Source organism: Stenotrophomonas daejeonensis (genome assembly GCF_001431505.1).
Classification (GTDB): Bacteria; Pseudomonadota; Gammaproteobacteria; order Xanthomonadales; family Xanthomonadaceae; genus Stenotrophomonas; species Stenotrophomonas daejeonensis.
This window is the reverse complement of record NZ_LDJP01000016.1, coordinates 113,092-134,065: the sequence shown is the minus strand read 5'-3', so window position 1 is coordinate 134,065 and position 20,974 is coordinate 113,092. Positions and strand designations below refer to the sequence as shown.

Here is a 20,974-nt window from a genome sequence, read left to right as displayed (position 1 = left end):
AGAGTTCGTGCTAATCAGGTTCCCGGAAAGCTGTGAAGCCGTTCCCGTGGGAACGCGTGCGGCTGTTGCCGGCTTTGTCATCCATCCTGACCTGACCCTCGGCGCGGCGCCGTTCGCGCTGCCATGCGTTTTCCCGCTGATGGGCAGGAGGCTTGACACCTGTTTCGTTTACCCGTGTAATCAATAAAAATTACGGACGTAAATGATGATCCAGATCAGTGCTGCCGAAGCCGTGGTGATGGAGGTGTTGTGGCGGAACCATCCGCTTGCGGCCGATGAAGTGGTCGCCGCGCTGGCCGGGCGCGACTGGGCCGAGCCGACCATCAAGACCCTGCTCAACCGCTTGCTCAACAAGGGCGCGATCAGCGCGGAGAAGGATGGGCGGCGTTACCTGTACTCGCCGCAGGTCGCGCGCGAGGACTGGGTGCTGGAGGAAAGCAGCAGCCTGCTCGAACGCCTGTTCGACGGCCGCGTCGCGCCGCTGGTGGCGCACTTCAGCCAGCACCGGAAATTGAGCCGCGACGACGTGGCCGAACTGCGCAGGCTGCTGGAGGAGCTCGACGATGAACGCTGACGTCCTGCGCCTGCTGCTGGAAACCACGCTGGCCAGCAGCGCGGCGATGGCGCTGGTGCTGGCGCTGCGCGTACCGGTGCGGCGCTGGCTGGGCGCCAGTGCCGCCTACCTGCTGTGGTTGGCGGTGCCGGTGGCGCTGGTGGCGGTGCTGTTGCCGGCGCCCCGCGTCGAGGCAGTGGCGATGGCGGCGGTCGGCAACCTGATGCAGGCCGACGTGTTGGCCTTGCAACCGGGTGCGCGGATGCTGCCGTGGCCGCTGCTGCTGGGGGCGTTCTGGCTGCTTGGCGCAGCGTCGGTCGCCCTCTGGCTGCTGCGCCAGCAGCGTCGTTTCGTGCGCGGGCTCGGCCGGTTGCGGCGCCGCGACGACGGCCTGTGGCAGGCGCGGAGCACCGCGGGCTTGCCGGCGGTGGTCGGCCTGTGGCGGCCGCGGATCGTGCTGCCGGCCGGCTTCGAACAGCGCTACAGCGACCGCGAGCGGCAACTGGTGCTGCTGCACGAACGGGTGCACCTGCGCCGCGGCGACATCGCCATCAATGCGCTGCTGGCGCTGCTGCAGTGCCTGTACTGGTTCAACCCGCTGCTGCCGCTGGCGTTGCGCCGCTGCCGCGAGGACCAGGAGCTTTCCTGCGACGAGCGCGTGATCGCCCGGGGCGATGGCGCACGCCGCAGTTATGCCAACGCCATGCTCAAGACCGGGCTGGCGGAATCTCCCCTGCCGGTGGGTTGCCACTGGCAGGACCACCACCCGTTGAAGGAGCGTATTGCCATGTTGAAGCGTCCGGTTCCAGGGAAAAAGCAGTGGTTGGCGATGGTGTTGTTGTCGGCAGGCCTGTCGTCGATGGTGGGCTATGCGGCCTGGGCGGCGCAGCCGGCCAAGCCGATGGAAGCCGTGGCGCAGGATGCAGGGAGTGCGGTGCCCGACAAAGGGAGGATTTCGGTCGAGCCCGAATTCGCCAGAACCCCGGCGCAGATTCCTGTGGTCGACCGCATGCCGCCGCCGTCCTATCCGCGCGAGGCCTACCAGAACGGCATCACCGGCAAGGTGGTGCTGGTCGTGGAGGTCGCTGCCGATGGCACGCCCACCGACGTACGGGTGGAAAGCGCGCAGCCGCAGGGCGTGTTCGATGCCGCATCGGTGGCCGCCGCGAAGCAGTGGAAATTCACCCCGGCAATGAAGGACGGCGAGCCGGTGGCCGGCAAGGTGCGGGTACCGATCTGGTACGACCTCGACGAGGATGCCGACCACGCCGGTGCAAATGGCGGAAGCTGAGCATGCGTTTGTCGATGGTGCTGCCGGCGCTGCTGCTGGCGAGCTGCGCGACGTCGCCGATGGTGGAGGAAGCCGAACCTGTTTCCTCCATCGGCCAGCGCCTGCTGGCGCCGGAATCCGCCGGCGGGCAGGCGGGCAGGCGGGGCAGGTGCAGCCCTATGAATTGTCGGGGAGGGAGGTGTTCCGCATGCCCGAGCCGCTGCATGCGCCGTTGCCGGAATTGCCGGCCACCGCGTCGCGGCAAACACTGCCACCGGTGACGGTATGCCTGAACGTCGTCGTCGATGCGCGGGGGCAGGTGCAGCGCGGTTTCCCCTTGCTGGCGCACAGCCAGTGCGGCGCGGGCAACGAGGCGCGCAACGGGGCGCTGTTGCAGGCCGCGGCCGATGCCGTGCGCGGCTGGCGCTTCCGCCCGGCGGCGATCTGCCGTTTCGCCCCGGGCACCGTGCCGGTGACGGCAGGGGATTGCACCGGCGCCGCGCAGGTGGAGGAAGTGCCGGTGACGCTGCCCTATGCGTTCACCTTCGAGGTGGTGCAGGGGCAGGCGCAGGTGCGGGTGGGCAGGCCGCCGCGTTGATGGAGCATGCGGCCGCGGGCGCCCGGTAAGGACTTCAGCGGGAAAGCTTCATGCCGGGCGAGCCCCGCATCCACGAGGAATCTGCGCTTGTCGCGCTGGGCAGGTGTGGGGCTTGCCCCACACGGGGCTTTCCCGGCAAGGCCACATGCGGGGCAAGCCCCGCATCTACGGGCCCAGCAGCTCGTTCAACAGCGCCGCCAACTGTTCGCCGGCCAGCCGCAACTGCGCTTCGGCAACCGGGCGCCAGTTGTCCGCGTAGGCATCCCCCACGGTGTGCCCGGCGGGGTAGACGCCCGGCCGCATGGCGATGCGGCAGCTCTGTTCGGCCCAGCGTGCCGGGTCGCGTTGCAGGTCCGGCACGGCGATGCCGGCCGGGGCAGGCAGGGCCAGCAGGCGTTGCAGGTAGTGGTCGTCGTCCAGCTTCTGCGTGTTGAGCATGCCGCTGTCCCACAGCGAGTGCAGGTTGGTGCCGCGGCCGCTGAACTGCAGCTGGTAGGTGTTGCCGCCCTTGTCGTGGCCGTAGCCGGCGTGCATCGGCTGGTGCATGTCACCGACCAGGTGCACGACGAACTTGAGCGCCTGCAAGCGCTCGGCGTCGGACAGGCTGGGGTCGGCAAGGCGGGCGCTCTGCGCCTTCAACGCCTCGATCACGCAGTTGCCGTCGCGGCAATGCTTGGGCGGGTCGTAGATGCAGTCGTCCTCGGCCATGTTGACGTAGTGCCAACCGGCCGAGCGCTTGCCCAGGTCGGGGTCTTCGGCGCGCAACTGGTCGGCCCACGGCGCGATGCCGGCCAATGTCGCACGGGGCTCGGTGGCCAGCAGGCGGTCGATTTCGGCCCGCGCACGCGGCTCCAGCCGGGTTTCGGCGATGCGCGCGACGAGGCGGTGGCCCTGCGCGCCCCAAGCCGAGGCCGGCGCGGGGAGCAGGGCGGTTGCGGCCAGGACCAGACCGGAGAAAAAGACGGGAAGGCGGGTGGCGGTATTCATCGCCGCATTCTAGCGGCGGCATCATCGCAGCCATGTGCCGAAAGAGGCGGGCCTGCATGCGCCCCCGTCGCGCTTGGCTCGCGGCGGATCGCATGCAGGCCCGGGGGGAAGCCACCCTCCCGCGATGGCGGGAGGGTGCCGGTGGATCAGAACTTGAAGACGTAGGCCACGCCGTACACCAGCGGGTCGATGCTGGCGGTGCCGAGCGCGTTGCCGTCCACCTTCACCCGGGTGTCGATGTCGGCCCAGCGCAGGTCCACGCGCAGCGCGCCCTTCTCGCTGACGGCGAAGTCCAGGCCGGCATGGGCGGCCAGGCCCCACGAATCTTCCAGCTTGAGCCGGGTGCCTTCCAGCGCGCCCTTGGCGTCGGTGCTGAAGAACTTGGTGTAGTTCACGCCGAGGCCGACGAACGGGGTGACCTTGCTGCCGTTGGTGAAGTGGTACTGCAGCGACACCACCGGCGGCAGCTGCTTGGTCTGGCCGACCTTGCCGACGCCGTCGATGCTCACGTCGTGCTTGAACGGCAACGCCGCCAGCACCTCGATGCCGAGGTTGTCGGCGACGAAATACTCGGCGGTGACGGTCGGCTTGACATCGCTGTCGACCTTGGTCGGCAACGCGCCCAGGCCCAGCGCCGAGCCGTCGAGGTCGCCCGCGTCGGATTTCGGGTCGACGGCGTGGACGCCAACGCCCAGCGTCCAGTCGCCCTTGGACTGGGCCATGACGGGAGCGGCGGCCAGGGTCATGGCGGCGGCGAGGCCGGAGAGCAGCAGGGCGGAGGTCTTGCGCATTGCGTGTTTCCATTGCGTGGTGGGGTGGAGCCAGTCTCCGCACGGCACCGCGCGCTCGCCTTGATCCGGATCAAACGGGCGTTTGCACTCAGAACGGGTTCATGATTTCGCGTGTGCCGCACGCGGCTTTCGTCATGTGCGCCGCGGCCAGCCGGGCAAGCCAGCCGGGCAGGCCCGGCTGCTACAATGCGGGTCCCCTTCCACCCCGCCGCAGCATCTGCGGCCGCAGGAGTTCTCGAACATGGCAATCAAGGTCGGCATCAACGGTTTCGGTCGCATCGGGCGCAACGTGCTGCGCTCGGCGGTGTTGAACTTCGGCAGCGACATCGAAGTCGTCGCCATCAACGATCTGTTGGAGCCGGACTACCTGGCCTACATGCTCAAGTACGACTCCGTGCACGGCCGCTTCAAGGCCGACGTGGCGGTCGAGGGCGGCCACCTGCTGGTCAACGGCAGGAAGATCCGCCTGACCCAGGAGCGCGACCCGGCCAACCTGAAGTGGGACGAGGCGGGCGTGGACGTGGTGATCGAATCCACCGGCCTGTTCCTGACCAAGGAAACCGCGCAGAAGCACCTCGATGCCGGCGCGAAGAAGGTGATCCTGTCGGCCCCGTCCAAGGACGACACGCCGATGTTCGTGTACGGCGTCAACCACGCCACCTACGCCGGCCAGGCCATCGTCTCCAATGCTTCGTGCACCACCAACTGCCTGGCGCCGCTGGCCAAGGTGATCAACGACAAGTGGGGCATCAAGCGCGGCCTGATGACCACCGTGCACGCCGCCACCGCCACCCAGAAGACCGTCGATGGCCCGTCCAACAAGGACTGGCGCGGCGGCCGCGGCATCCTCGAGAACATCATCCCGTCCAGCACCGGCGCGGCCAAGGCCGTCGGCGTGGTGATCCCGGAGCTCAACAAGAAGCTCACCGGCATGAGCTTCCGCGTGCCGACCTCGGACGTGTCGGTGGTCGACCTGACCTGCGAGCTGGAAAAGCCGGCCACCTACGCCGAGATCTGCGCCGAGGTGAAGGCGCAGAGCGAGGGCGCGCTGAAGGGCGTGCTGGCCTACACCGAGGACAAGGTGGTGGCCACCGATTTCCGCGGCGAGACCCACACCTCGGTGTTCGACGCCGACGCCGGCATCGCGCTGGATTCCACCTTCGTCAAGCTGGTCAGCTGGTACGACAACGAGTGGGGCTACTCCAACAAGTGCCTGGAAATGGTGCGCGTGGTCGCGGCCTGATCCGCAGCACGGTTGGATGACGAAGAAGGGTGCCAGTGGCACCCTTTTTTGTTGCCGCCGTCCGTGGCGGCAACCCTTCGGGCCATCGACAAGCGATGTCAAAAACCGCTCCCGGCGGTTTTTTGTTTGCGGCATCGGTGGTGCCCGACCGTTGGCCGGGCAACGGCGTGCAGCGCCGGTGGGTTTCATGCGAGAGCGATAGTGCCGACCAACGGTCGGCACCCACCGGGTTTATTGCACTGACCGGTTGCATGGTTCTGCGTAGATGCGGGGCTTGCCCCGCATGGGGCTTTACCGGTCACGCCCCGTGCCGGGCGAGCCCGGCACCTACGTGTGACCTCGGTAGTGCCTGCCGGCTAGCCGCCAGCCCGTCGCCAAAACCACAGTCCGGCCGCCAGCGGCAGCGCCGTCATCGCGAAGAACAGCCCGTCCCAACCGCTTTCGGCCAGCAGCATGCCGACGATGCCGGCGACGGACACCAGCGCCAGCGCCACCACCAGCCACATCGCGCGCGCGCCGGTCATCGCGCACCCGCCTTGCGCCTGCGGCGCCGGTCCCACCACAGCCATGCGCCGTTGGCGGTGATGAACAGCGTCAGCCACGTGCACAGCGTCCACAGGATCTTCAACGGCAGGCCGCCGTAGTCGCCGAAGTGCAGCGGCTGCGACAGCACGATGGCCTTCATGTAGCCGGGCATTTCGGTCAACTTGACGACCTCGCCGCTGCCGGCGTCCACCAGCCCGACGCGGTACAGGCGCCCTTCCAGCCCGGAAGGGCCGACCGCCAGCGCGGTGTAGTGGTGGCGGGTGGAGAACTCGGTGTCGGGGAAGATCAGCGAGGCGATGTGCCAGTCCGGCGGAAGCTGGCGCTGCACCGCCGCCATCGCCATGTCCGCGTCCACCGGCGGCCGGCGTGCATCGACCGCGGCGTCGTCGTGCTGGCCGCGCAGTTCGGCGAAGGCGGTGTACGACCAGGCGCTGGTGGCGACGGTGCCGAAGCCGAGCAGGAACCCGGTCAGGCTGACCGCCAGTGCCCAGCCCAGCACCACCACGCCGATCAGGTTGTGCAGGTCGAGCTGGCGCAGGCGCGGCCCGCGTCCGCGCCGCAGCAGGCCGAGCGCGACCTTCTTCACGTAGGGCCAGTAGACCACCACGCCCGACAGCAGCGAAATCAGCACCAGCAGCGCGATCAGCGTGCCGATCAGCTCGCCCGGCACGCCGAGGAACCAGTGCGCATGCAGTTCCAGCAGGAAGCCGGTGAGGGTGGAGGTGGGGTCGAAGGCGTGTTCGGTCGGCAGCGCGGTGGCCAGTTCGGTGAAGCGTAGCTTCATGTCCTCGAACTTGTGCGCCTGCGTCGGCACCGTCACCAGCAGCAACAGGCCGGGGTGTTCCTTGGGGTCGATGCCGATGCTGGCCACGCGCTCGCCGGGGTTGGCCGCCAGTATCCCGTCGATGGACGCCTGCAACGGCATCCGCGGGCGCGCGTCGTCCACGCTGGCCGGCACCACGCCCATCGCCGCGTCGATTTCCTCGTGGAAGATCAGCACCGTGCCGGTCAGGCACAGGATCAGGAACGGCAGCGTCGCCACCAGGCTGCACCAGCGGTGCAGCCACAGGTTCAGGCGATACCAGCGGGTCGGGCGATGCGGGGTCATGGCGGCCATCACCGGGCGAATCGCGCCGGCGCTGGCGCGGGAAGGCAACCGGTTGGCATGGCGGGAACGTGCGGCACGGGACCCTCGGCAGGGATGGAGGTTGGCGAGGGTGTGGATTGTAAATGAAAACAATTCTCGTTTTATCCGGGGTGCGGCCGTACCGGGGAAAGCCCTGCACCCTTGGTCGTTTCCTTGCTTCCGGCCGCGCCTGATGCCCGGGGCCGCTCCGGGCACGCCGGCGCCGATCGCGCATGGTTGCTGCCGTTGGCGGGCGCTTTCCGTCTTGCGTTTCCGGGGCATGCCGTCAAGGATGTGCGGCACCCCGCGGGGACAAGGACGAGGAATGGACGAGATGTGGGTGGTCCTGGGTTTGCTGGTGGTGGCCCTGCTGCTGGCGGTGCCGGTGCTGCTGGTCATGGCGCTGGTATCGGTGTCCGCGCTGAAGCGGCGGGTGGCGGCGCTGGAAGAGGCGTTCGCGCACCGGGCCGGGGAGTCGGACGCCACCGCGGCGGTTTCGCCACGGGCTGCCGCCGTGGCCGAGCCGATGGTGGTCGTGGAGGCCGTCGGGCCGGCCGTGCCGGAGCCGGAAACGCCCGCACCCGCGGCGGTGGCGCCCCCGCCGCCATTGCCGCCGTTGCCGGAGCGCCCAGCCCGTCCCGCCGCGGCCCGCACCGAGCCGGAATACCGGCAGCGGACGACCTGGACGCCGCCGGAACCGCCGGAGCCGAATTTCATCGAGCGTGGCGTCGAGCGCGTCAAACAGTGGTTCACCTCCGGCAACGTGCCGATCAAGGTCGGCATGCTGGTGATGCTGGCCGGCGTGGCGGCGCTGCTGAAATACGCCAGCGATGCGGGCTGGTTGAGCGTGCCGATGGCGTTGCGCCTGGCCGGCATCAGCGCCGCGGCACTGGCCGGGCTGGTGTTCGCCTGGCGCAGGCGCGAGAGTCACCGCAGCTTCGCGCTGGCCATGCAGGGCGGCATGATCGGCATCCTGCTGCTGGTGGTGTTCGCCGCGTTCAAGAACTACGGCATGATCGACGCGCTGCCGGCGTTCGCGATCAGCGTGGTGCTGATCGCCGGGCTGTGCGTGATGGCGGTACTGCAGGAGTCGCGCACGCTGGCCATCCTCGGCGTGCTGGCCGGGTTCATGGCACCGGTCTGGCTGTCCGACGGCAGCGGCAACCACGTCGGCCTGTTCTCGTATTACGCGGTGCTCAACGCCGGCATCTTCGCCATCGCCTGGGTGCGGCCGTGGCGCGTCCTCAACCTGCTCGGCTTCGCCTTCACCTGGGGCATCGGCACGGCGTGGGGCGTGTTGCAGTATTCGCCGGCCAGGTTCGCCAGCACCGAGCCGTTCCTGCTGTTGTTCTTCGCCTTCTACCTGCTGCTGCCGCTGCTGTACGCGCGCAAGGCGGCAACGGAGGGCAGCGCGCGCATCGACGGCTGCCTGCTGTTCGGCACGCCGCTGGTGGCGTTTTCGCTGCAGGCCTGCCTGCTGCAGGGCGAGCGCATGCCGCTGGCGTTGTGCGCGCTGGGCGTGGCGGCGCTGTATGCGGTGCTGGCGCGCTTGCTGCTGGGGCGCGGGCGCCTGCATACGTTGGCGCAGGGCTACGCGATCCTGGCGGTGGGCTTCGCCACGCTGGCGGTACCGCTGGCGTTGTCGGCCAAGGCCACCGCCTCGGTGTTCGCGCTGGAAGGTGCCGGGCTGGTGTGGCTGGGGTTGATGCAGCAGCGCCGGCTGGCGCGCTGGACCGGCATCGGCCTGCAACTGGCGGCGGCGTTCGCTTTCGCAATAGGCGTTGCCGGCATGCACGGCGGCGTGGTGGCCGTGGCCAATGCGGCGTTCATGGGCGCGCTGCTGATCGCCCTGGCCGGCTTGGTCAGCGCATGGCTGTACCGCAATGCCGGCAACGCGCCGCTGGCGGTGGCGGCCTATGGCTGGGGCCTGGCGTGGTGGCTGGGCAACGTCGCCACCGAAATCGAGCGCTTCGTCGAGCCGAACAGCCGTTTGCACGGGCTGTTGCTGCTGTTGGGTGTCACCGGCTGGTTGGCGGCCGAAGTGCACCGGCGCCGGCCGGCGCTGGCCCTGTCGCTGACCACGCTGGGCGGCTTGCTGCTGGCGTTCCCGCTGGCGTTCATGCAGGTGGCCCGGGACGGCCAGCCGTTTGCCGGCATCGGTGCATGGACGTGGCTGTTGTTCGCGGTGCTGGGCGTGCGCAGCCTGCTGTGCCTGCGCGTGGCCGGCGATGCCGTCGCCGGGCTGGCGCAGTTGGCATGGTGGCTGCTGTGGCCGACGGTGTTCTCGCTGCTGGCCTGGCATGTCGGCCGCCATTTCGAGCTGGCCGGCGGTTGGGTCGGCATGCTGCTGGCGCTGCCGTGGCTGTTGCTGGCGTGGCTGTCCATGCGCCGCTGGCATTGGCTGGCGCAGCCGCTGGGCGACGCATTCGACCGCTACCGCACGGTGCTGCAGGTGACGGTGTTCGCGGTGCTGGGCGTGTGGTGGCTGCTGTCGCTGGGCAACCCTGCGGCCGCGACGCCGCTGCCGTGGGTCGCCCTGCTCAATCCGCTGGAACTGGTGCAGGTGGCGGTGCTGGTGCTGGCCGCGATGTGCCTGTGGCGGGGCCGCGACGAACACACGCCGCCGTGGCTGTGGGTGGGGGCGGCACTGGCCGCGCTGGTGCTGGTGACGGTGATGACGCTGCGCGCCGTGCACCATTGGGGCGGCGAGCCGTGGAACGGACGCCTGCTCGACACCCGCCTCGCGCAGACCAGCCTGACCGTGGTGTGGAGCCTGCTCGGCGTGCTCGGCTGGGTGACCGGCTCGCGGCGCGGGCAGTGGGGGCTGTGGCTGGCCGGCGCGATCCTGATGGGCGTGGTGCTGGCCAAGCTGCTGCTGATCGACCGCGGCAACCTGGGCGACCTGCTTGGCATCGGCGCGTTCATCGCCTATGGCCTGCTGTGCACGCTGGTCGGCTGGCTGGCGCCGGCGCCGCCGCGGCGGGTGCCGGTTACCGCGGACAACGAGGAGACTTCCGCATGATCAAGCGCCTGCTGGTGCTGGCCCTGCTGCCGTTGGCGGCGCAGGCCAATGATGATTTTGCGCGGCAGTGGCCGTTGCAGCTGTCGCGGTCCGATGCCGGCGCCTACCGCGTGCCGCTGGATGCGTCGGTCCATCAGGCTGCGCATTGGCGCGACCTGCGCGACGTGCGCGTGCTCGACGCCGACGGCAAGCCGGTACCCAGCGTGGCGTATGCGGCGGCGACGCCGTTGCCGGGGCCGCTGCGCCGGCAGGCGCTGCAATGGTTCGCGTTGCCGCCGGCAACGGTTGCCGCTGGCGACGACCTGAGCGTGGTGGTGCAGCGCGATGCCGGTGGCAGGGTGGTATCGATCCGCAACGCGGTGGCGGCCTCCAACGCGGCCGCTGCCGCGGACCCGGCGTGGCTGCTCGACCTGGGCAACGACGCCGGCAAGCTGCGCGCGCTGGACGTGGAATGGGACGATGCCGGCGCGACGCTGGACCTGGGCTACCGGCTGGAAGCCAGCAACGACCTGCGCGGCTGGCAGGTGCTGGACCCGCAGGTGCGGCTGGTGCAGCTGCGCAACCGGGAGCGCGAACTGCGCAGCAACCGCATCGAGGTGGCGACATCGCTGCGCTACCTGCGGCTGGTGCCGCTGCAACGCAATGGTGCGCCGCGCCTGCGCGGCATCGCCGGCGAAATGGACGATGCGGTCGACACCGGTGACTGGCAGTGGCAGGAACTGCAGGCCGAGGCCGGTGGCGATGGCAAGGACGGCTACCTGTACCGCCTGCAGGGACGCTTCCCGGTGCAGCGGCTGGACGTGGTGCTGCCGACCAACAGCGCGATGGGCTGGACCGTGTCCAGCCGCGACGATGACCGCGCGGCAGCCGATGGCGACGCTCCCGTCTGGCGGGTGCTGGCCCGCGGCTGGAACACCTGGAACCTGAGCGAAGCAGGTGGGCAGCAGCGTTCGGCGCCGCTGGAAATCCCCGGCACGGTGGACGACCACCAGTGGCGGTTGCAGGCCGAACCGGGCGGGCTGCCGTCATCGGCCCCGGTACTGCGCCTAGGCTATCGCCCCGGCAGCGTGGTGTTCCTGGCGCAGGGCCGCGCGCCGTACCTGCTGGTGGCCGGCAGCGCCAACGCCATTGAGAGTCCGGCCGCACTCGATCCGATGCTGGCCGCGCTGCGTACCCGCAATGGCGCGCAGTGGCAGCCGGCCGCCGCCAGCCTCGGTACCGGCGTGCAGCGCGCCGGCGATGCCGCCTACCAGCCGGCGCCGGCACCGCGCGACTGGAAGAACCTGGTGCTGTGGGCGGTGCTGGTGGCGGGGGCGCTGGCAGTGGCCGGTTTTGCCGTCAGCCTGCTGCGCGGCAGGCAAGCCGGGTAGTGCCGGCCGCTGGCCGGCAACTGCGGGACTCCGCCGAAGGTTCACGGGGCTGCCCCGGCCAGCGGCCGGCATTACCGGGGGCAGGTGCCGGTTTGCCCGCGCTGGCGGCGCGGGCGAGAATCGCGGTTTCCCCACCGCCACGGAGCCGTGCTGCCATGTCCATCGTTCGCATGACCGACCTTGACCTTTCCGGCAAGCGTGTCCTGATCCGGCAAGACCTCAACGTCCCCATCGACAATGGCCGCATCACCTCCGAGCAGCGCATCACCGCCTCGTTGCCGACGCTGAAGCTGGCGCTGGAAAAGGGGGCCGCGGTGATGGTCACCTCGCACCTCGGCCGGCCGAAGGAAGGCGTGTGGAGCGAGGCCGATTCGCTGGCGCCGGTGGCCGCGCGCCTGTCCGAACTGCTCGGCGTCGAGGTGCCGCTGGTCAAGGACTGGGTGGAGGGCGTCGATGTCGCACCGGGCAGGATCGTGCTGCTGGAAAACTGCCGCATGAACGTCGGCGAGAAGGCCGACGACGAAACCCTGTCGAAGAAGTACGCCGCGCTGTGCGACGTGTTCGTGATGGACGCCTTCGGCACCGCGCACCGCGCGCAGGCCTCGACCCACGGCGTGATCCGCTTCGCCCCGGTCGCCGCCGGCGGCCCGTTGCTGATGGCGGAGCTGGACGCACTGGACAAGGCGCTGGCCAACCCGGCGCGGCCGCTGCTGGCCATCGTCGCCGGCTCCAAGGTCAGCACCAAGCTGGAACTGCTGTCCAGCCTGGTCGGCAAGGTGGATCAGCTGATCGTCGGCGGCGGCATCGCCAACACCTTCATCGCCGCCGAGGGCCACGGCGTGGGCAAGTCGCTGGTCGAGAACGACCTGCTCGACACCGCGCGCAGGATTGACGCCGATGCCAAGGCGCGCGGTGCCGAAATCCCGCTGCCGAGCGACGTGGTGGTGGCCCCGGCGTTCGCCGCCGACGCGCCGGCCACGGTCAAGCCGGTGGGCGAAGTGGCCGCCGACGACATGATCCTCGACATCGGCCCGGCCACCGCCGCGCGCTATGCCGGGCTGATCGCCAAGGCCGGCACCGTGGTCTGGAACGGCCCGGTCGGCGTGTTCGAGTTCGACGCCTTCGGCAAGGGCACCGAAGCGCTGGCGCGCGCGATCGCAGGCTCCAGTGCATTCTCGATCGCCGGCGGCGGCGACACGCTGGCGGCGGTGGACAAGTACGGCATCGCCGATGAGGTGAGCTACATCTCCACCGGCGGCGGCGCGTTCCTGGAGTTCCTGGAGGGCAAGACCTTGCCGGCGGTGGCAGCGCTGGAGGCCCGCGGCGCGTGAGCCGCGACGTGTTGTTCTTCGACCTCGACGGCACCCTGATCGATTCGGCCGTCGGGATCACCCGCTGCGTGGCCCATGCGCTGGAGAAGATGCGGCAGCCGGTGCCGGCGATGGCCGAACTGCGCAAGTGGATCGGCCCCTCGCTGCGCACCAGTTTCGCCCCGGTGTTCGGCGACGCGGCGCGGGTGGAGCAGGCGGTGGAGCTGTACCGCGAGCGTTTCGACGTGCTCGGCTGGCAGGAGCACGAGATCTATGCCGGCATTGGCGAAGTGGTGCAGGGCCTGCACGCGGCCGGCCACCGGCTGGCGGTGGTGACGGCGAAGAACGAACCGCATGCGCGGCGCATCGTCGAGCACCTGCCGTTCGGCGGCTGCTTCGAGAACATCGTCGGCGCCACCGCCGACGGCTCGCGCAGCCACAAGCCGGAGCTGATCGCCGAGGCGCTGCGCCGGCTGTCGCTGCCGCCGGCCCGGTGCCGGATGATCGGCGACCGGCACATGGACATCGAGGGCGCGCGCCACCACGGCATGCGCAACGTCGGCGTGCTGTGGGGCTTCGGCGGCCGCGAGGAACTGCAGGCGGCTGGTGCTGACGTGCTGGCCACGACGCCGCTGGAACTGCAGGGACTGCTGTCGGCCTGATCGCCGTAGGTCGGGGCCATGCCCCCGACGCTCCGTGCATCCGAACATCAAGCGTCGGGGCATGGCCCCGACCTGCGGTTGTCCTGTCAGGACACTGTCCGGATGGCCTGTCCCGGCTGTCTCCCGGACAGCGCGAATGGTGTCTCCTGAAATCGTATGCGACATCGTTGTCATGCAACGGATGTGCTACTTTCGCCGGTTCCATACGGAGACAGCACGCCATGATCGAACGCCAGCGCCGCACCAAGATCCTCGCCACCCTCGGCCCGGCGACCGACGCCCCCGGGGTGCTGGACGATCTGTTCCGCGCCGGCGTCAACGTGGTGCGCCTGAACTTCTCCCACGGCGATCCCTCCGGCCAGGCCAAGCGCGCCGCCGAAGTGCGCGCCGCCGCGCAGCGCGTGGGCGTGGAGGTGGGCATCCTCGCCGACCTGCCGGGGCCGAAGATCCGCATCGAGCGCTTCGCCGAAGGCAAGGTGCAGCTCAAGGCCGGCGACCGTTTCGACCTGATCGCCGACGCCAACGCCGCGCCGGGCGACGCCACCCAGGTCGGCGTGAGCTACCTCGGCCTGCCGCAGGACGTGGCCCCCGGCGACGTGCTGCTGCTCGACGATGGCCTGATGCAGTTGCAGGTGGTCGAAGTGCAGGGCGAGCGCATCGTCAACACCGTGCTCAACGACGGCGTGCTGTCCGACCGCAAGGGCCTGAACAAGCAGGGCGGCGGCCTGTCGCTGGGCGCGCTGACCGAGCGTGACAAGGAACTGATCGGCATCGTGGCGAAGATCGGCGTGGACTTCATCGCCGTCTCGTTCTGCCGCAACGCGCAGGACATGCACGACGCCCGCGCCGTCGCCCGCCAGCACGACTGCGACGCGGCGCTGGTGTCGAAGATCGAGCGTACCGAGGCCATCGAGAACCTGGAAGAGATCGTCGAGGCCAGCGACGTGGTGATGGTCGCGCGCGGCGACCTCGGCGTGGAGATCGGCGACGCCGAACTGCCGGGCCTGCAGAAGAAAATCATCAAGGCCGCGCTGGCGCACAACAAGGTGGTCATCACCGCCACGCAGATGCTGCAGTCGATGGTCGAAAGCCCGATCCCGACCCGCGCCGAGGTGCTGGACGTGGCCAACTCGGTCATCGACGGCACCGACGCGGTGATGCTGTCGGCCGAAACCGCCGCCGGCGCGTGGCCGGTGAAGGCGGTCGAGGCGATGGCGCGCATCTGCCTCGGCGCCGAGCGCCAGTTCCAGATCGACACCGATTTCAACGCCTCGCCGCGCAATCTGGAGCGCGCCGACCAGGCCATCGCGATGGCGACGATGTTCCTGTCCCAGCACGTGGGCGTGCGCGCGATCGTGGCGATGACCGAATCCGGCGGCACCGCGCGCTACCTGTCGCGCTTCCGTGCCAAGGCGCCGGTGTTCGCGGTGACCCGCCACGACAGCGCGCGCCGGCGCATGGCGCTGATGCGCGACGTGTTCCCGATCAACTTCGACAGCCGCGGCTTCACCCCGCGCGAGGCCGCGCGCGGCAGCATCCGCCTGCTGGTCGAGGCCGGCTTGCTGGAGGTCGGCGACCGCGTGGTGTTCACCAGCGGCGAGCACATGGAAACCCACGGTGCCACCAACACCCTGCGGCTGCTGGAAGTGGGCAGCGATGGCCATGCCAACGGCCTGGGCGAGCTGTAAGCGACACTCGCCTCGGTACGCCCGACCGTTGGTCGGCAGGCACTACCGGACACGCCAAGGACAAATTCTGTCCCGCGCGGACAGGGTGTAAGCGTTTCCAGGCCAGCCTCACGGCTGGCCCACGATGGGTGCGGGCTATAATCCGGGTTTCTCCGCACCCCGTGACAGGAACTTCATGAGCATCGAACTGCTGGCTGAAACCGCACAGGCAATGGTCGCCCCGGGCAAGGGCATCATCGCCATCGACGAATCCACCGGCACCATCGCCAAGCGCTTTGCCAGCGTCGGCATCGAGAACACCGAAGAGAACCGCCGCGCCTACCGCGAACTGCTGCTGACCACGCCCAAGCTCAACGAGCACATCTCCGGCGCGATCCTGTACGACGAAACCATCCGCCAGAAAACCCGCGACGGCGTGCCGTTCGCCAAGTACATGGCCGACCACGGCATGATCCCGGGCATCAAGGTGGACAAGGGCGCGCACCCGCTGGCCGGCTGCCCGGGCGAACTGGTCACCGAGGGTCTGGACGGCCTGCGCGAGCGCCTGCAGGAGTACTACAAGCTCGGCGCGCGCTTCGCCAAGTGGCGCGCGGTGATCAACATCGGCGAGAGCATCCCGTCGGGCACCTGCATCGAATCCAACGCCCACGCGCTGGCCCGCTATGCCGCGCTGTGCCAGGAGTGCGGCCTGGTGCCGATGGTCGAGCCGGAAGTCATCATGGACGGCGACCACGACATCGAGACCTGCTACGAAGTCACCGAAGCCACCCTGCGCTCGCTGTTCGACGCGTTGTACCAGCAGAACGTGCTGCTGGAAGGCACCATCCTGAAGGCCTCGATGGTCGTCTCCGGCAAGGACTGCGACGAGCAGGCCGACGTCGAGGAGGTGGCCGAGGCCACGGTGATGTGCCTGAAGAGCACCGTGCCGGCGATCCTGCCGGGCGTGGTATTCCTGTCCGGCGGGCAGAGCGACGAGCAGTCCACCGCGCACCTGAACGCCATGAACCAGCTCGACAGGCTGCCGTGGCCGCTGAGCTTCTCCTACGGCCGCGCGATGCAGCAGGCCGCGCTGAAGCTGTGGGCCAAGGACATGAAGGGCAACTACGACGCCGCGCAGAAGACCGTGTACGAGCGCGCCAGGGAGAATGGCCTGGCCGCGCTGGGCAAGTGGGAAGGCTGATCGCCAATTGTTTATGCATGAGTGAAAACGCCGGCCTCGTGCCGGCGTTTTCATTGGCGTCGTGGATGTGAGGCCTGCCTTGCATGGGGCTTCATTGGCAAGGCCCCGTGCGAGGCGAGCCTCGCACCTACGGAAGCAACAGTGGGATTGCTTGCGGCGACGAGGCGTCGGCCTGCCCGGCCACCGCCAGTGCCTGCTGGTAGGCCTTGAAGGTGGCGGTATTCCAGGCCACCAGGATGATCTGCAGCGGGCGGGCGTGGCTCCTGCGCCAGGTGACGGTCTCGGTGACGGCGATGCTGGCGGCCTGATGCAGCGGGTAGCCATAGACGCCGCAGCTGATCGCCGGGAAGGCGATCGACTCCAGCTGCATCCGTTCGGCCAGTTGCAGCGAATTCCAGTAGCAGTTGGCCAGCAACGCGGCCTCGTCGCGGCCGCCGCCGTGCCAGACCGGGCCGACGGTGTGGAACACGTGGCGTGCGGGCAGTGCGTGGCCGGCGGTGGCGCGTACCTCGCCGGTGGGACAGCGCACGCCCGGGCGCAGTTCCGGCAGGCGCGCGCATTCGGCCAGCAGGCCCGGCCCGGCGGCATGGTGGATGGCGCCGTCGACGCCGCCACCGCCGAGCAGGCTTTCGTTGGCGGCGTTGACGATGGCGTCCACGGCCAGGGTGGTGATGTCGCCTTGCCGGATGTCGATGTTCATGGCGCTGATCTTCCCGTGCCGTGAGGTGAGCGGAACGTGAGGGCAGGGGCGCCCTTCGCGGGCGGCAAGTCTGCCCGCGAAGGGTCTCGGCAGCTGCGACGGAAGGCGGTCGCCAGCACGCGCGGATTTCCGCGCGGCGGACAGCACGAAGGCCGCGCGGGGCGGCCTTCGTACCGGGGGAGGAACATGGGATGCAGCAGAAAATGCGGGGGATGGAATAGCCGCGGGCACCGGGGATGACCGGGGCGTCCCCCGGTCGCGGTGCGGTCCGCCGGGGAATCCCCGGTGGTCGAAACCGTGGCTTACGGCAGGCCGGCCAGCCAGTCGTCGTCCGAGCCTTCGTTGACATCGGCGAACAGCGGGGTGGAGAAGTAGCGCTCGCCGGTATCGGGCAGCATCGCCAGGATCACCGTGCCGGCCGGAGCGCCGGCGGCCAGCTCCAGCGCGGTGGCGGCGGTGGCGCCGGCGGAGATGCCGACGAAGATGCCTTCCTCGGCGGCCAGCCGGCGCGAAGTCTCGATGGCGCGTTCGTCCTGCACCGAGCGCAGTTCGTCGTAGGCGGCGCGGTTGAGCACTTCCGGCACGAAGTCCGGGGTCCAGCCCTGGATCTTGTGCGGCTTCCATTCGTCGCCCTTGAGCAGCGATGCGCCGGCCGGCTCGGTGGCGACGATGCGGGTATCCGGGCGTGCGACCTTCAGCACCTCGCCCACGCCGGTGAGGGTGCCGCCGGTGCCCCAGCCGCTGACGAAGAAGTCCAGGCGCTTGCCGGCGAAGTCGCGCAGGATCTCGGCGGCGGTGGTGTTGCGGTGGTAGGCCGGGTTGGCCGGGTTGGCGAACTGGCTGGCCAGGAACCAGCCGTGCTTGTCGGCCAGTTCCTTCGCCTTCTCCACCATGCCGGTGCCGCGCGCGGCGGCCGGGGTCAGGATGACCTTGGCGCCATAGGCGCGCATCGCCTTGCGGCGCTCGATCGAGAAGGTCTCGGTCATCACCGCGACGAACTTGTAGCCGCGCGCGGCGGCGACCATCGCCAGCGCCACGCCGGTGTTGCCGGAGGTGGCCTCGACGATGGTGTCGCCGGGCTTGATCAGGCCGCGCTGCTCGGCGTCGAGCACGATCGCCAGCGCCAGGCGGTCCTTGACCGAGCTGCCGGGGTTGAAGGACTCGGCCTTGACGTACACGTCCACGCCGGCCGGGGCCACGCGGTTGAGCTTGATGATCGGGGTGTTGCCGATGGTGTCGAGGATGCTGTTGTAGATGGCCATGAGGTTCTCCTGGGGATGGGATCAGGCGGCGTCGGCCAGTGTCGGCGTCGTCGTGGGTGCGGAAAGTGAGGGGGCGGCCGCGTGCAGCGGGGCGTCGCCGAACCAGTGCAGCTCGTCGGCCAGCGCGGCCACGTCGCCGACGACCAGCAGCGCCGGTGATTGCACCCGGTGGCGTTCGGCCGCCTCGGCCAGTTGCCGCAGCTGCCCGGTGACCACGCGCTGCTCTGCGCGCGAACCGTTTTCCACCAGTGCGAACGGCGTGGCGGCGGGCAGGCCGGCGTCGAGCAACTGCGTGCGGATGTGCGCCAGCGCGGCCACGCCCATGTAGAACACCAGCGTCTGCCGCGGCGCGGCCAGCGCCGGCCAGTCCAGCGTGTCCAGCGAATCCCTGCAGTGCGCGGTGACCAGCCGCAGTTGCTGGGCGTGGTCGCGGTGGGTGAGCGGGATGCCGGCGTGGGCGGCACAGGCCAGCGCCGCGGTGATGCCGGGCACCACTTCATAGGGGATGCCGTGGGCGCGCAGGAACTGCAGTTCCTCGCCGCCGCGGCCGAACACGAAGGCGTCGCCGCCCTTGAGCCGCACCACGCGCCTGCCGGCGCGGGCGTGCTCCAGCATCAGCGCGTGGATGTGTTCCTGCCGCGTGCTGTGGCCGCGCGCGGACTTGCCGACCTCGATGCGCTCGGCGTCGCGCCGCGCCAGTTGCAGCACCTCGGCGCTGACCAGCCGGTCGTGCAGGATCACGTCGGCCTGGTTCAGCGCGCGCAGCGCGCCCAGCGTCAGCAGGCCGGGGTCACCGGAGCCTGCGCCCACCAGCATCACCGAGCCGGCGGCGGCAGGGGCTTCGCCGGCCAGTGCGTGGCGCAGCGCGTCTTCCGCCGCGGCGCGCTGGCCGCGGCGCAGCAGGCCCGGCAGCGGGCCTTCGAGCAGGCGGTCGAAGAAGCGGCGGCGCGCGGCGGTATCGGGGAAGCGGGCGCGGATGTGCGCGCGCTTGCGGCCGAGCAGTTCGGTCAGCCGGCCCCAGCTGTCGTCGAACAGTTCCTCGATGCGGCGACGCACGTGGCGCGCCACCATCGGCGCGCCGCCACCGCTGGAAATGGCGATCTGCAGCGGCCCGCGCTCGACCACCGCCGGCAGGTGGAAGCGCGACAACTGGGCGTCGTCGACCACGTTCACGAACAGCCGCCGTTCCCCGGAGGCGCTGGCGGTGGCCTGGTTGACCGCGACGTCGTCGGTGGCGGCGACCACCAGCCAGATGTCCTCGGCCAGCCAGTCGGGGGTGAAGCGCCCGGGCAGCCATTCGATGCGCCCGGCGTCGGCCAGCGCGCGCAGCGATGGCGCCAGTTCCGGTGCGCCCACCCGCGGCCGCGCGCCGGCATGCAGCAGCGCCTCGACCTTGCGTGCGGCCACCGCCCCTCCGCCGACCACCAGCACGGCGCGGCCGTTCAGATCGGCGAACAACGGAAACAGGGGGGCGTTCAAGGCGGCAAGGGCAGGGTGGGTGGAAGGGACGATGACCGTAGCCCCGCACCGGAACACCCGGAAATGACTTGCGCCGCCATTCAGATTCCTTTCGGTTATAAGTGGTGGGGGCAATCTGGCCTACATTCATCATCCTTTCCGAGCGGCCTTATCCCCCGACCCTGCGATGACCCTCACCCAACTGCGCTACCTGGTCGCCATTGCCGACGCCGAGCTGAACATCACGCTGGCGGCGACCCGCGTGCACGCCACCCAGCCGGGGCTGTCCAAGCAGCTCAAGCAGCTGGAGGACGAGTTGGGTTTCCTGCTGTTCGTGCGCAAGGGCCGCAGCCTGGAGTCGGTGACGCCGGCCGGCGAGGAAGTCATCGGCCGCGCCCGAGCGGTGCTGGCCGAGGCCAACAACATCCGCACCTATGCCGCCAACCAGCGCCGCGAGAGCCACGGCCAGCTGGTGCTGACCACCACCCACACCCAGGCGCGCTTCGTGCTGCCGCCGGCGGTGGCGCGGATCAAGCAGGCCTACCCGCAGGTCAGCGTGCACCTGCAGCAGGCCGCCGAAAGCGACGCGCTGGACCTGCTCGGCCAGGGCGACGCCGACATGGCCATCGTCAGCACCGCCGGCAGCGAGCCGACCACCGGCATCGCCGTGCCGCTTTACCGCTGGCGACGGCTGGTGGTGGTGCCCAAGGGCCACCCGCTCGACCGCGCCGGCAAGGTGCCGGACATGGCCGCGCTGGCCGCGCATCCGCTGATCAGCTACGAATCCTCCACCCGTCCCAATTCCTCGCTGCGCCGCGCCTTCGCCGCCAAGCGGCTGGAACCGGACCTGGCCCTGACCGCGCTCGATGCCGACCTGATCAAGACCTACGTGCGCACCGGCCTGGGCGTGGGCCTGCTGGCGGAAATGGCGGTCAACAGCAACGATGTCGACCTGCGCGCATGGCCGGCGCCGGACGCGGTGCCCGAGTGCATCGCCTGGGCGGTGCTGCCGCGCGAGCGCGTGCTGCGCGACTACGCGCTGGAACTGGTGCACGTGCTTGCCCCGCAGATCGACAAGCGCGACCTGCGCCGGGTACTTGACGGAAATCAAGAAGCCGGCTGGCCGCCGCCGCCGAGCTGGGAAGAACTGACCCAGACCATCACCAGTTGAAGCCAGCAACGACTGGAAGAAAAAGCTGTGGATTGAA

General features: G+C 69.8%; 19 protein-coding genes. 12 read left to right on the top strand and 7 right to left on the bottom strand.

Annotation, left to right across the window (positions count from 1 at the left end; genetic code table 11):
- The 4 genes from ABB34_RS15520 to ABB34_RS03970 all read left to right on the top strand — a co-directional run.
- Positions 1-187 (top strand): hypothetical protein (locus tag ABB34_RS15520; protein WP_211258152.1); only part of this gene is annotated, 187 nt, incomplete at its 5' end.
- An 18-nt stretch (positions 188-205) separates the two neighbouring features.
- Positions 206-574: a BlaI/MecI/CopY family transcriptional regulator gene (locus ABB34_RS03980; RefSeq protein ID WP_057639959.1), complete on the top strand. Its 369-nt coding sequence runs from the start codon at positions 206-208 to the stop codon at positions 572-574.
- Positions 564-1,844 (top strand): TonB family protein, encoded by a 1,281-nt coding sequence (locus ABB34_RS03975; protein WP_057639947.1) that lies wholly within the window; start codon positions 564-566, stop codon positions 1,842-1,844. Before ABB34_RS03980 ends, ABB34_RS03975 begins: the two co-directional genes overlap by 11 nt.
- 187 nt (positions 1,845-2,031) lie before the next feature.
- Entirely contained in the window at positions 2,032-2,421 is a 390-nt protein-coding gene (locus ABB34_RS03970; RefSeq protein ID WP_057639946.1) for a hypothetical protein, read from the top strand.
- A gap of 165 nt (positions 2,422-2,586) precedes the next feature.
- On the opposite strand, the gene ABB34_RS03965 is transcribed toward ABB34_RS03970, so the two are convergent.
- Entirely contained in the window at positions 2,587-3,408 is an 822-nt protein-coding gene (locus ABB34_RS03965) for a S1/P1 nuclease (protein ID WP_083490049.1), read from the bottom strand.
- 146 nt (positions 3,409-3,554) lie between these two features.
- Positions 3,555-4,199: an OmpW/AlkL family protein gene (locus tag ABB34_RS03960; RefSeq protein WP_057639945.1), complete on the bottom strand. Its 645-nt coding sequence runs from the start codon at positions 4,197-4,199 to the stop codon at positions 3,555-3,557.
- A 241-nt stretch (positions 4,200-4,440) separates the two neighbouring features.
- On the opposite strand from ABB34_RS03960, the gene gap reads away from it, so the two are divergent.
- Positions 4,441-5,442, top strand: a complete 1,002-nt coding sequence (gene gap, locus ABB34_RS03955) for a type I glyceraldehyde-3-phosphate dehydrogenase (RefSeq protein ID WP_057639944.1) — start codon at positions 4,441-4,443, stop codon at positions 5,440-5,442.
- A gap of 356 nt (positions 5,443-5,798) precedes the next feature.
- On the opposite strand, the gene ABB34_RS15385 is transcribed toward gap, so the two are convergent.
- Entirely contained in the window at positions 5,799-5,966 is a 168-nt protein-coding gene (locus tag ABB34_RS15385; protein ID WP_161808889.1) for a hypothetical protein, read from the bottom strand.
- Positions 5,963-7,096, bottom strand: a complete 1,134-nt coding sequence (locus tag ABB34_RS03950) for a PepSY-associated TM helix domain-containing protein (protein ID WP_211258151.1) — start codon at positions 7,094-7,096, stop codon at positions 5,963-5,965. Before ABB34_RS03950 ends, ABB34_RS15385 begins: the two co-directional genes overlap by 4 nt.
- Before the next feature lie 352 nt (positions 7,097-7,448).
- On the opposite strand from ABB34_RS03950, the gene ABB34_RS03945 reads away from it, so the two are divergent.
- The 6 genes from ABB34_RS03945 to ABB34_RS03920 all read left to right on the top strand — a co-directional run bounded on the left by ABB34_RS03945 (position 7,449) and on the right by ABB34_RS03920 (position 16,346).
- Complete coding sequence (locus ABB34_RS03945; protein ID WP_338062545.1) at positions 7,449-10,136, top strand: DUF2339 domain-containing protein; 2,688 nt, start codon at positions 7,449-7,451, stop codon at positions 10,134-10,136.
- Positions 10,133-11,506, top strand: a complete 1,374-nt coding sequence (locus ABB34_RS03940; protein WP_057639941.1) for a DUF3999 domain-containing protein — start codon at positions 10,133-10,135, stop codon at positions 11,504-11,506. Before ABB34_RS03945 ends, ABB34_RS03940 begins: the two co-directional genes overlap by 4 nt.
- Positions 11,507-11,661: 155 nt before the next feature.
- Positions 11,662-12,837 (top strand): phosphoglycerate kinase, encoded by a 1,176-nt coding sequence (locus ABB34_RS03935; protein WP_057639940.1) that lies wholly within the window; start codon positions 11,662-11,664, stop codon positions 12,835-12,837.
- Positions 12,834-13,478 (top strand): HAD hydrolase-like protein, encoded by a 645-nt coding sequence (locus tag ABB34_RS03930; protein ID WP_057639939.1) that lies wholly within the window; start codon positions 12,834-12,836, stop codon positions 13,476-13,478. Before ABB34_RS03935 ends, ABB34_RS03930 begins: the two co-directional genes overlap by 4 nt.
- A 221-nt stretch (positions 13,479-13,699) precedes the next feature.
- The gene (gene pyk, locus ABB34_RS03925) at positions 13,700-15,166 is read left to right on the top strand and encodes a pyruvate kinase (RefSeq protein WP_057639938.1); all 1,467 of its coding nucleotides are present in this window, start codon (positions 13,700-13,702) and stop codon (positions 15,164-15,166) included.
- A gap of 175 nt (positions 15,167-15,341) precedes the next feature.
- Positions 15,342-16,346: a class I fructose-bisphosphate aldolase gene (locus ABB34_RS03920; protein WP_057639937.1), complete on the top strand. Its 1,005-nt coding sequence runs from the start codon at positions 15,342-15,344 to the stop codon at positions 16,344-16,346.
- 127 nt (positions 16,347-16,473) lie between these two features.
- On the opposite strand, the gene ABB34_RS03915 is transcribed toward ABB34_RS03920, so the two are convergent.
- The 3 genes from ABB34_RS03915 to cysG all read right to left on the bottom strand — a co-directional run bounded on the left by ABB34_RS03915 (position 16,474) and on the right by cysG (position 19,787).
- Positions 16,474-17,046 (bottom strand): O-acetyl-ADP-ribose deacetylase, encoded by a 573-nt coding sequence (locus ABB34_RS03915; RefSeq protein WP_057639936.1) that lies wholly within the window; start codon positions 17,044-17,046, stop codon positions 16,474-16,476.
- A 302-nt stretch (positions 17,047-17,348) separates the two neighbouring features.
- Positions 17,349-18,308, bottom strand: coding sequence for a cysteine synthase A (gene cysK / locus ABB34_RS03910; protein ID WP_057639935.1), 960 nt, complete (start codon positions 18,306-18,308; stop codon positions 17,349-17,351).
- A 21-nt stretch (positions 18,309-18,329) separates the two neighbouring features.
- Complete coding sequence (cysG, locus tag ABB34_RS03905) at positions 18,330-19,787, bottom strand: siroheme synthase CysG (protein WP_057639934.1); 1,458 nt, start codon at positions 19,785-19,787, stop codon at positions 18,330-18,332.
- A gap of 166 nt (positions 19,788-19,953) precedes the next feature.
- Between cysG and ABB34_RS03900 the strand changes: the two genes are divergently transcribed.
- Positions 19,954-20,937 (top strand): LysR family transcriptional regulator, encoded by a 984-nt coding sequence (locus ABB34_RS03900; protein ID WP_057639933.1) that lies wholly within the window; start codon positions 19,954-19,956, stop codon positions 20,935-20,937.
- The last annotated feature ends 37 nt before the right edge of the window (positions 20,938-20,974 follow it).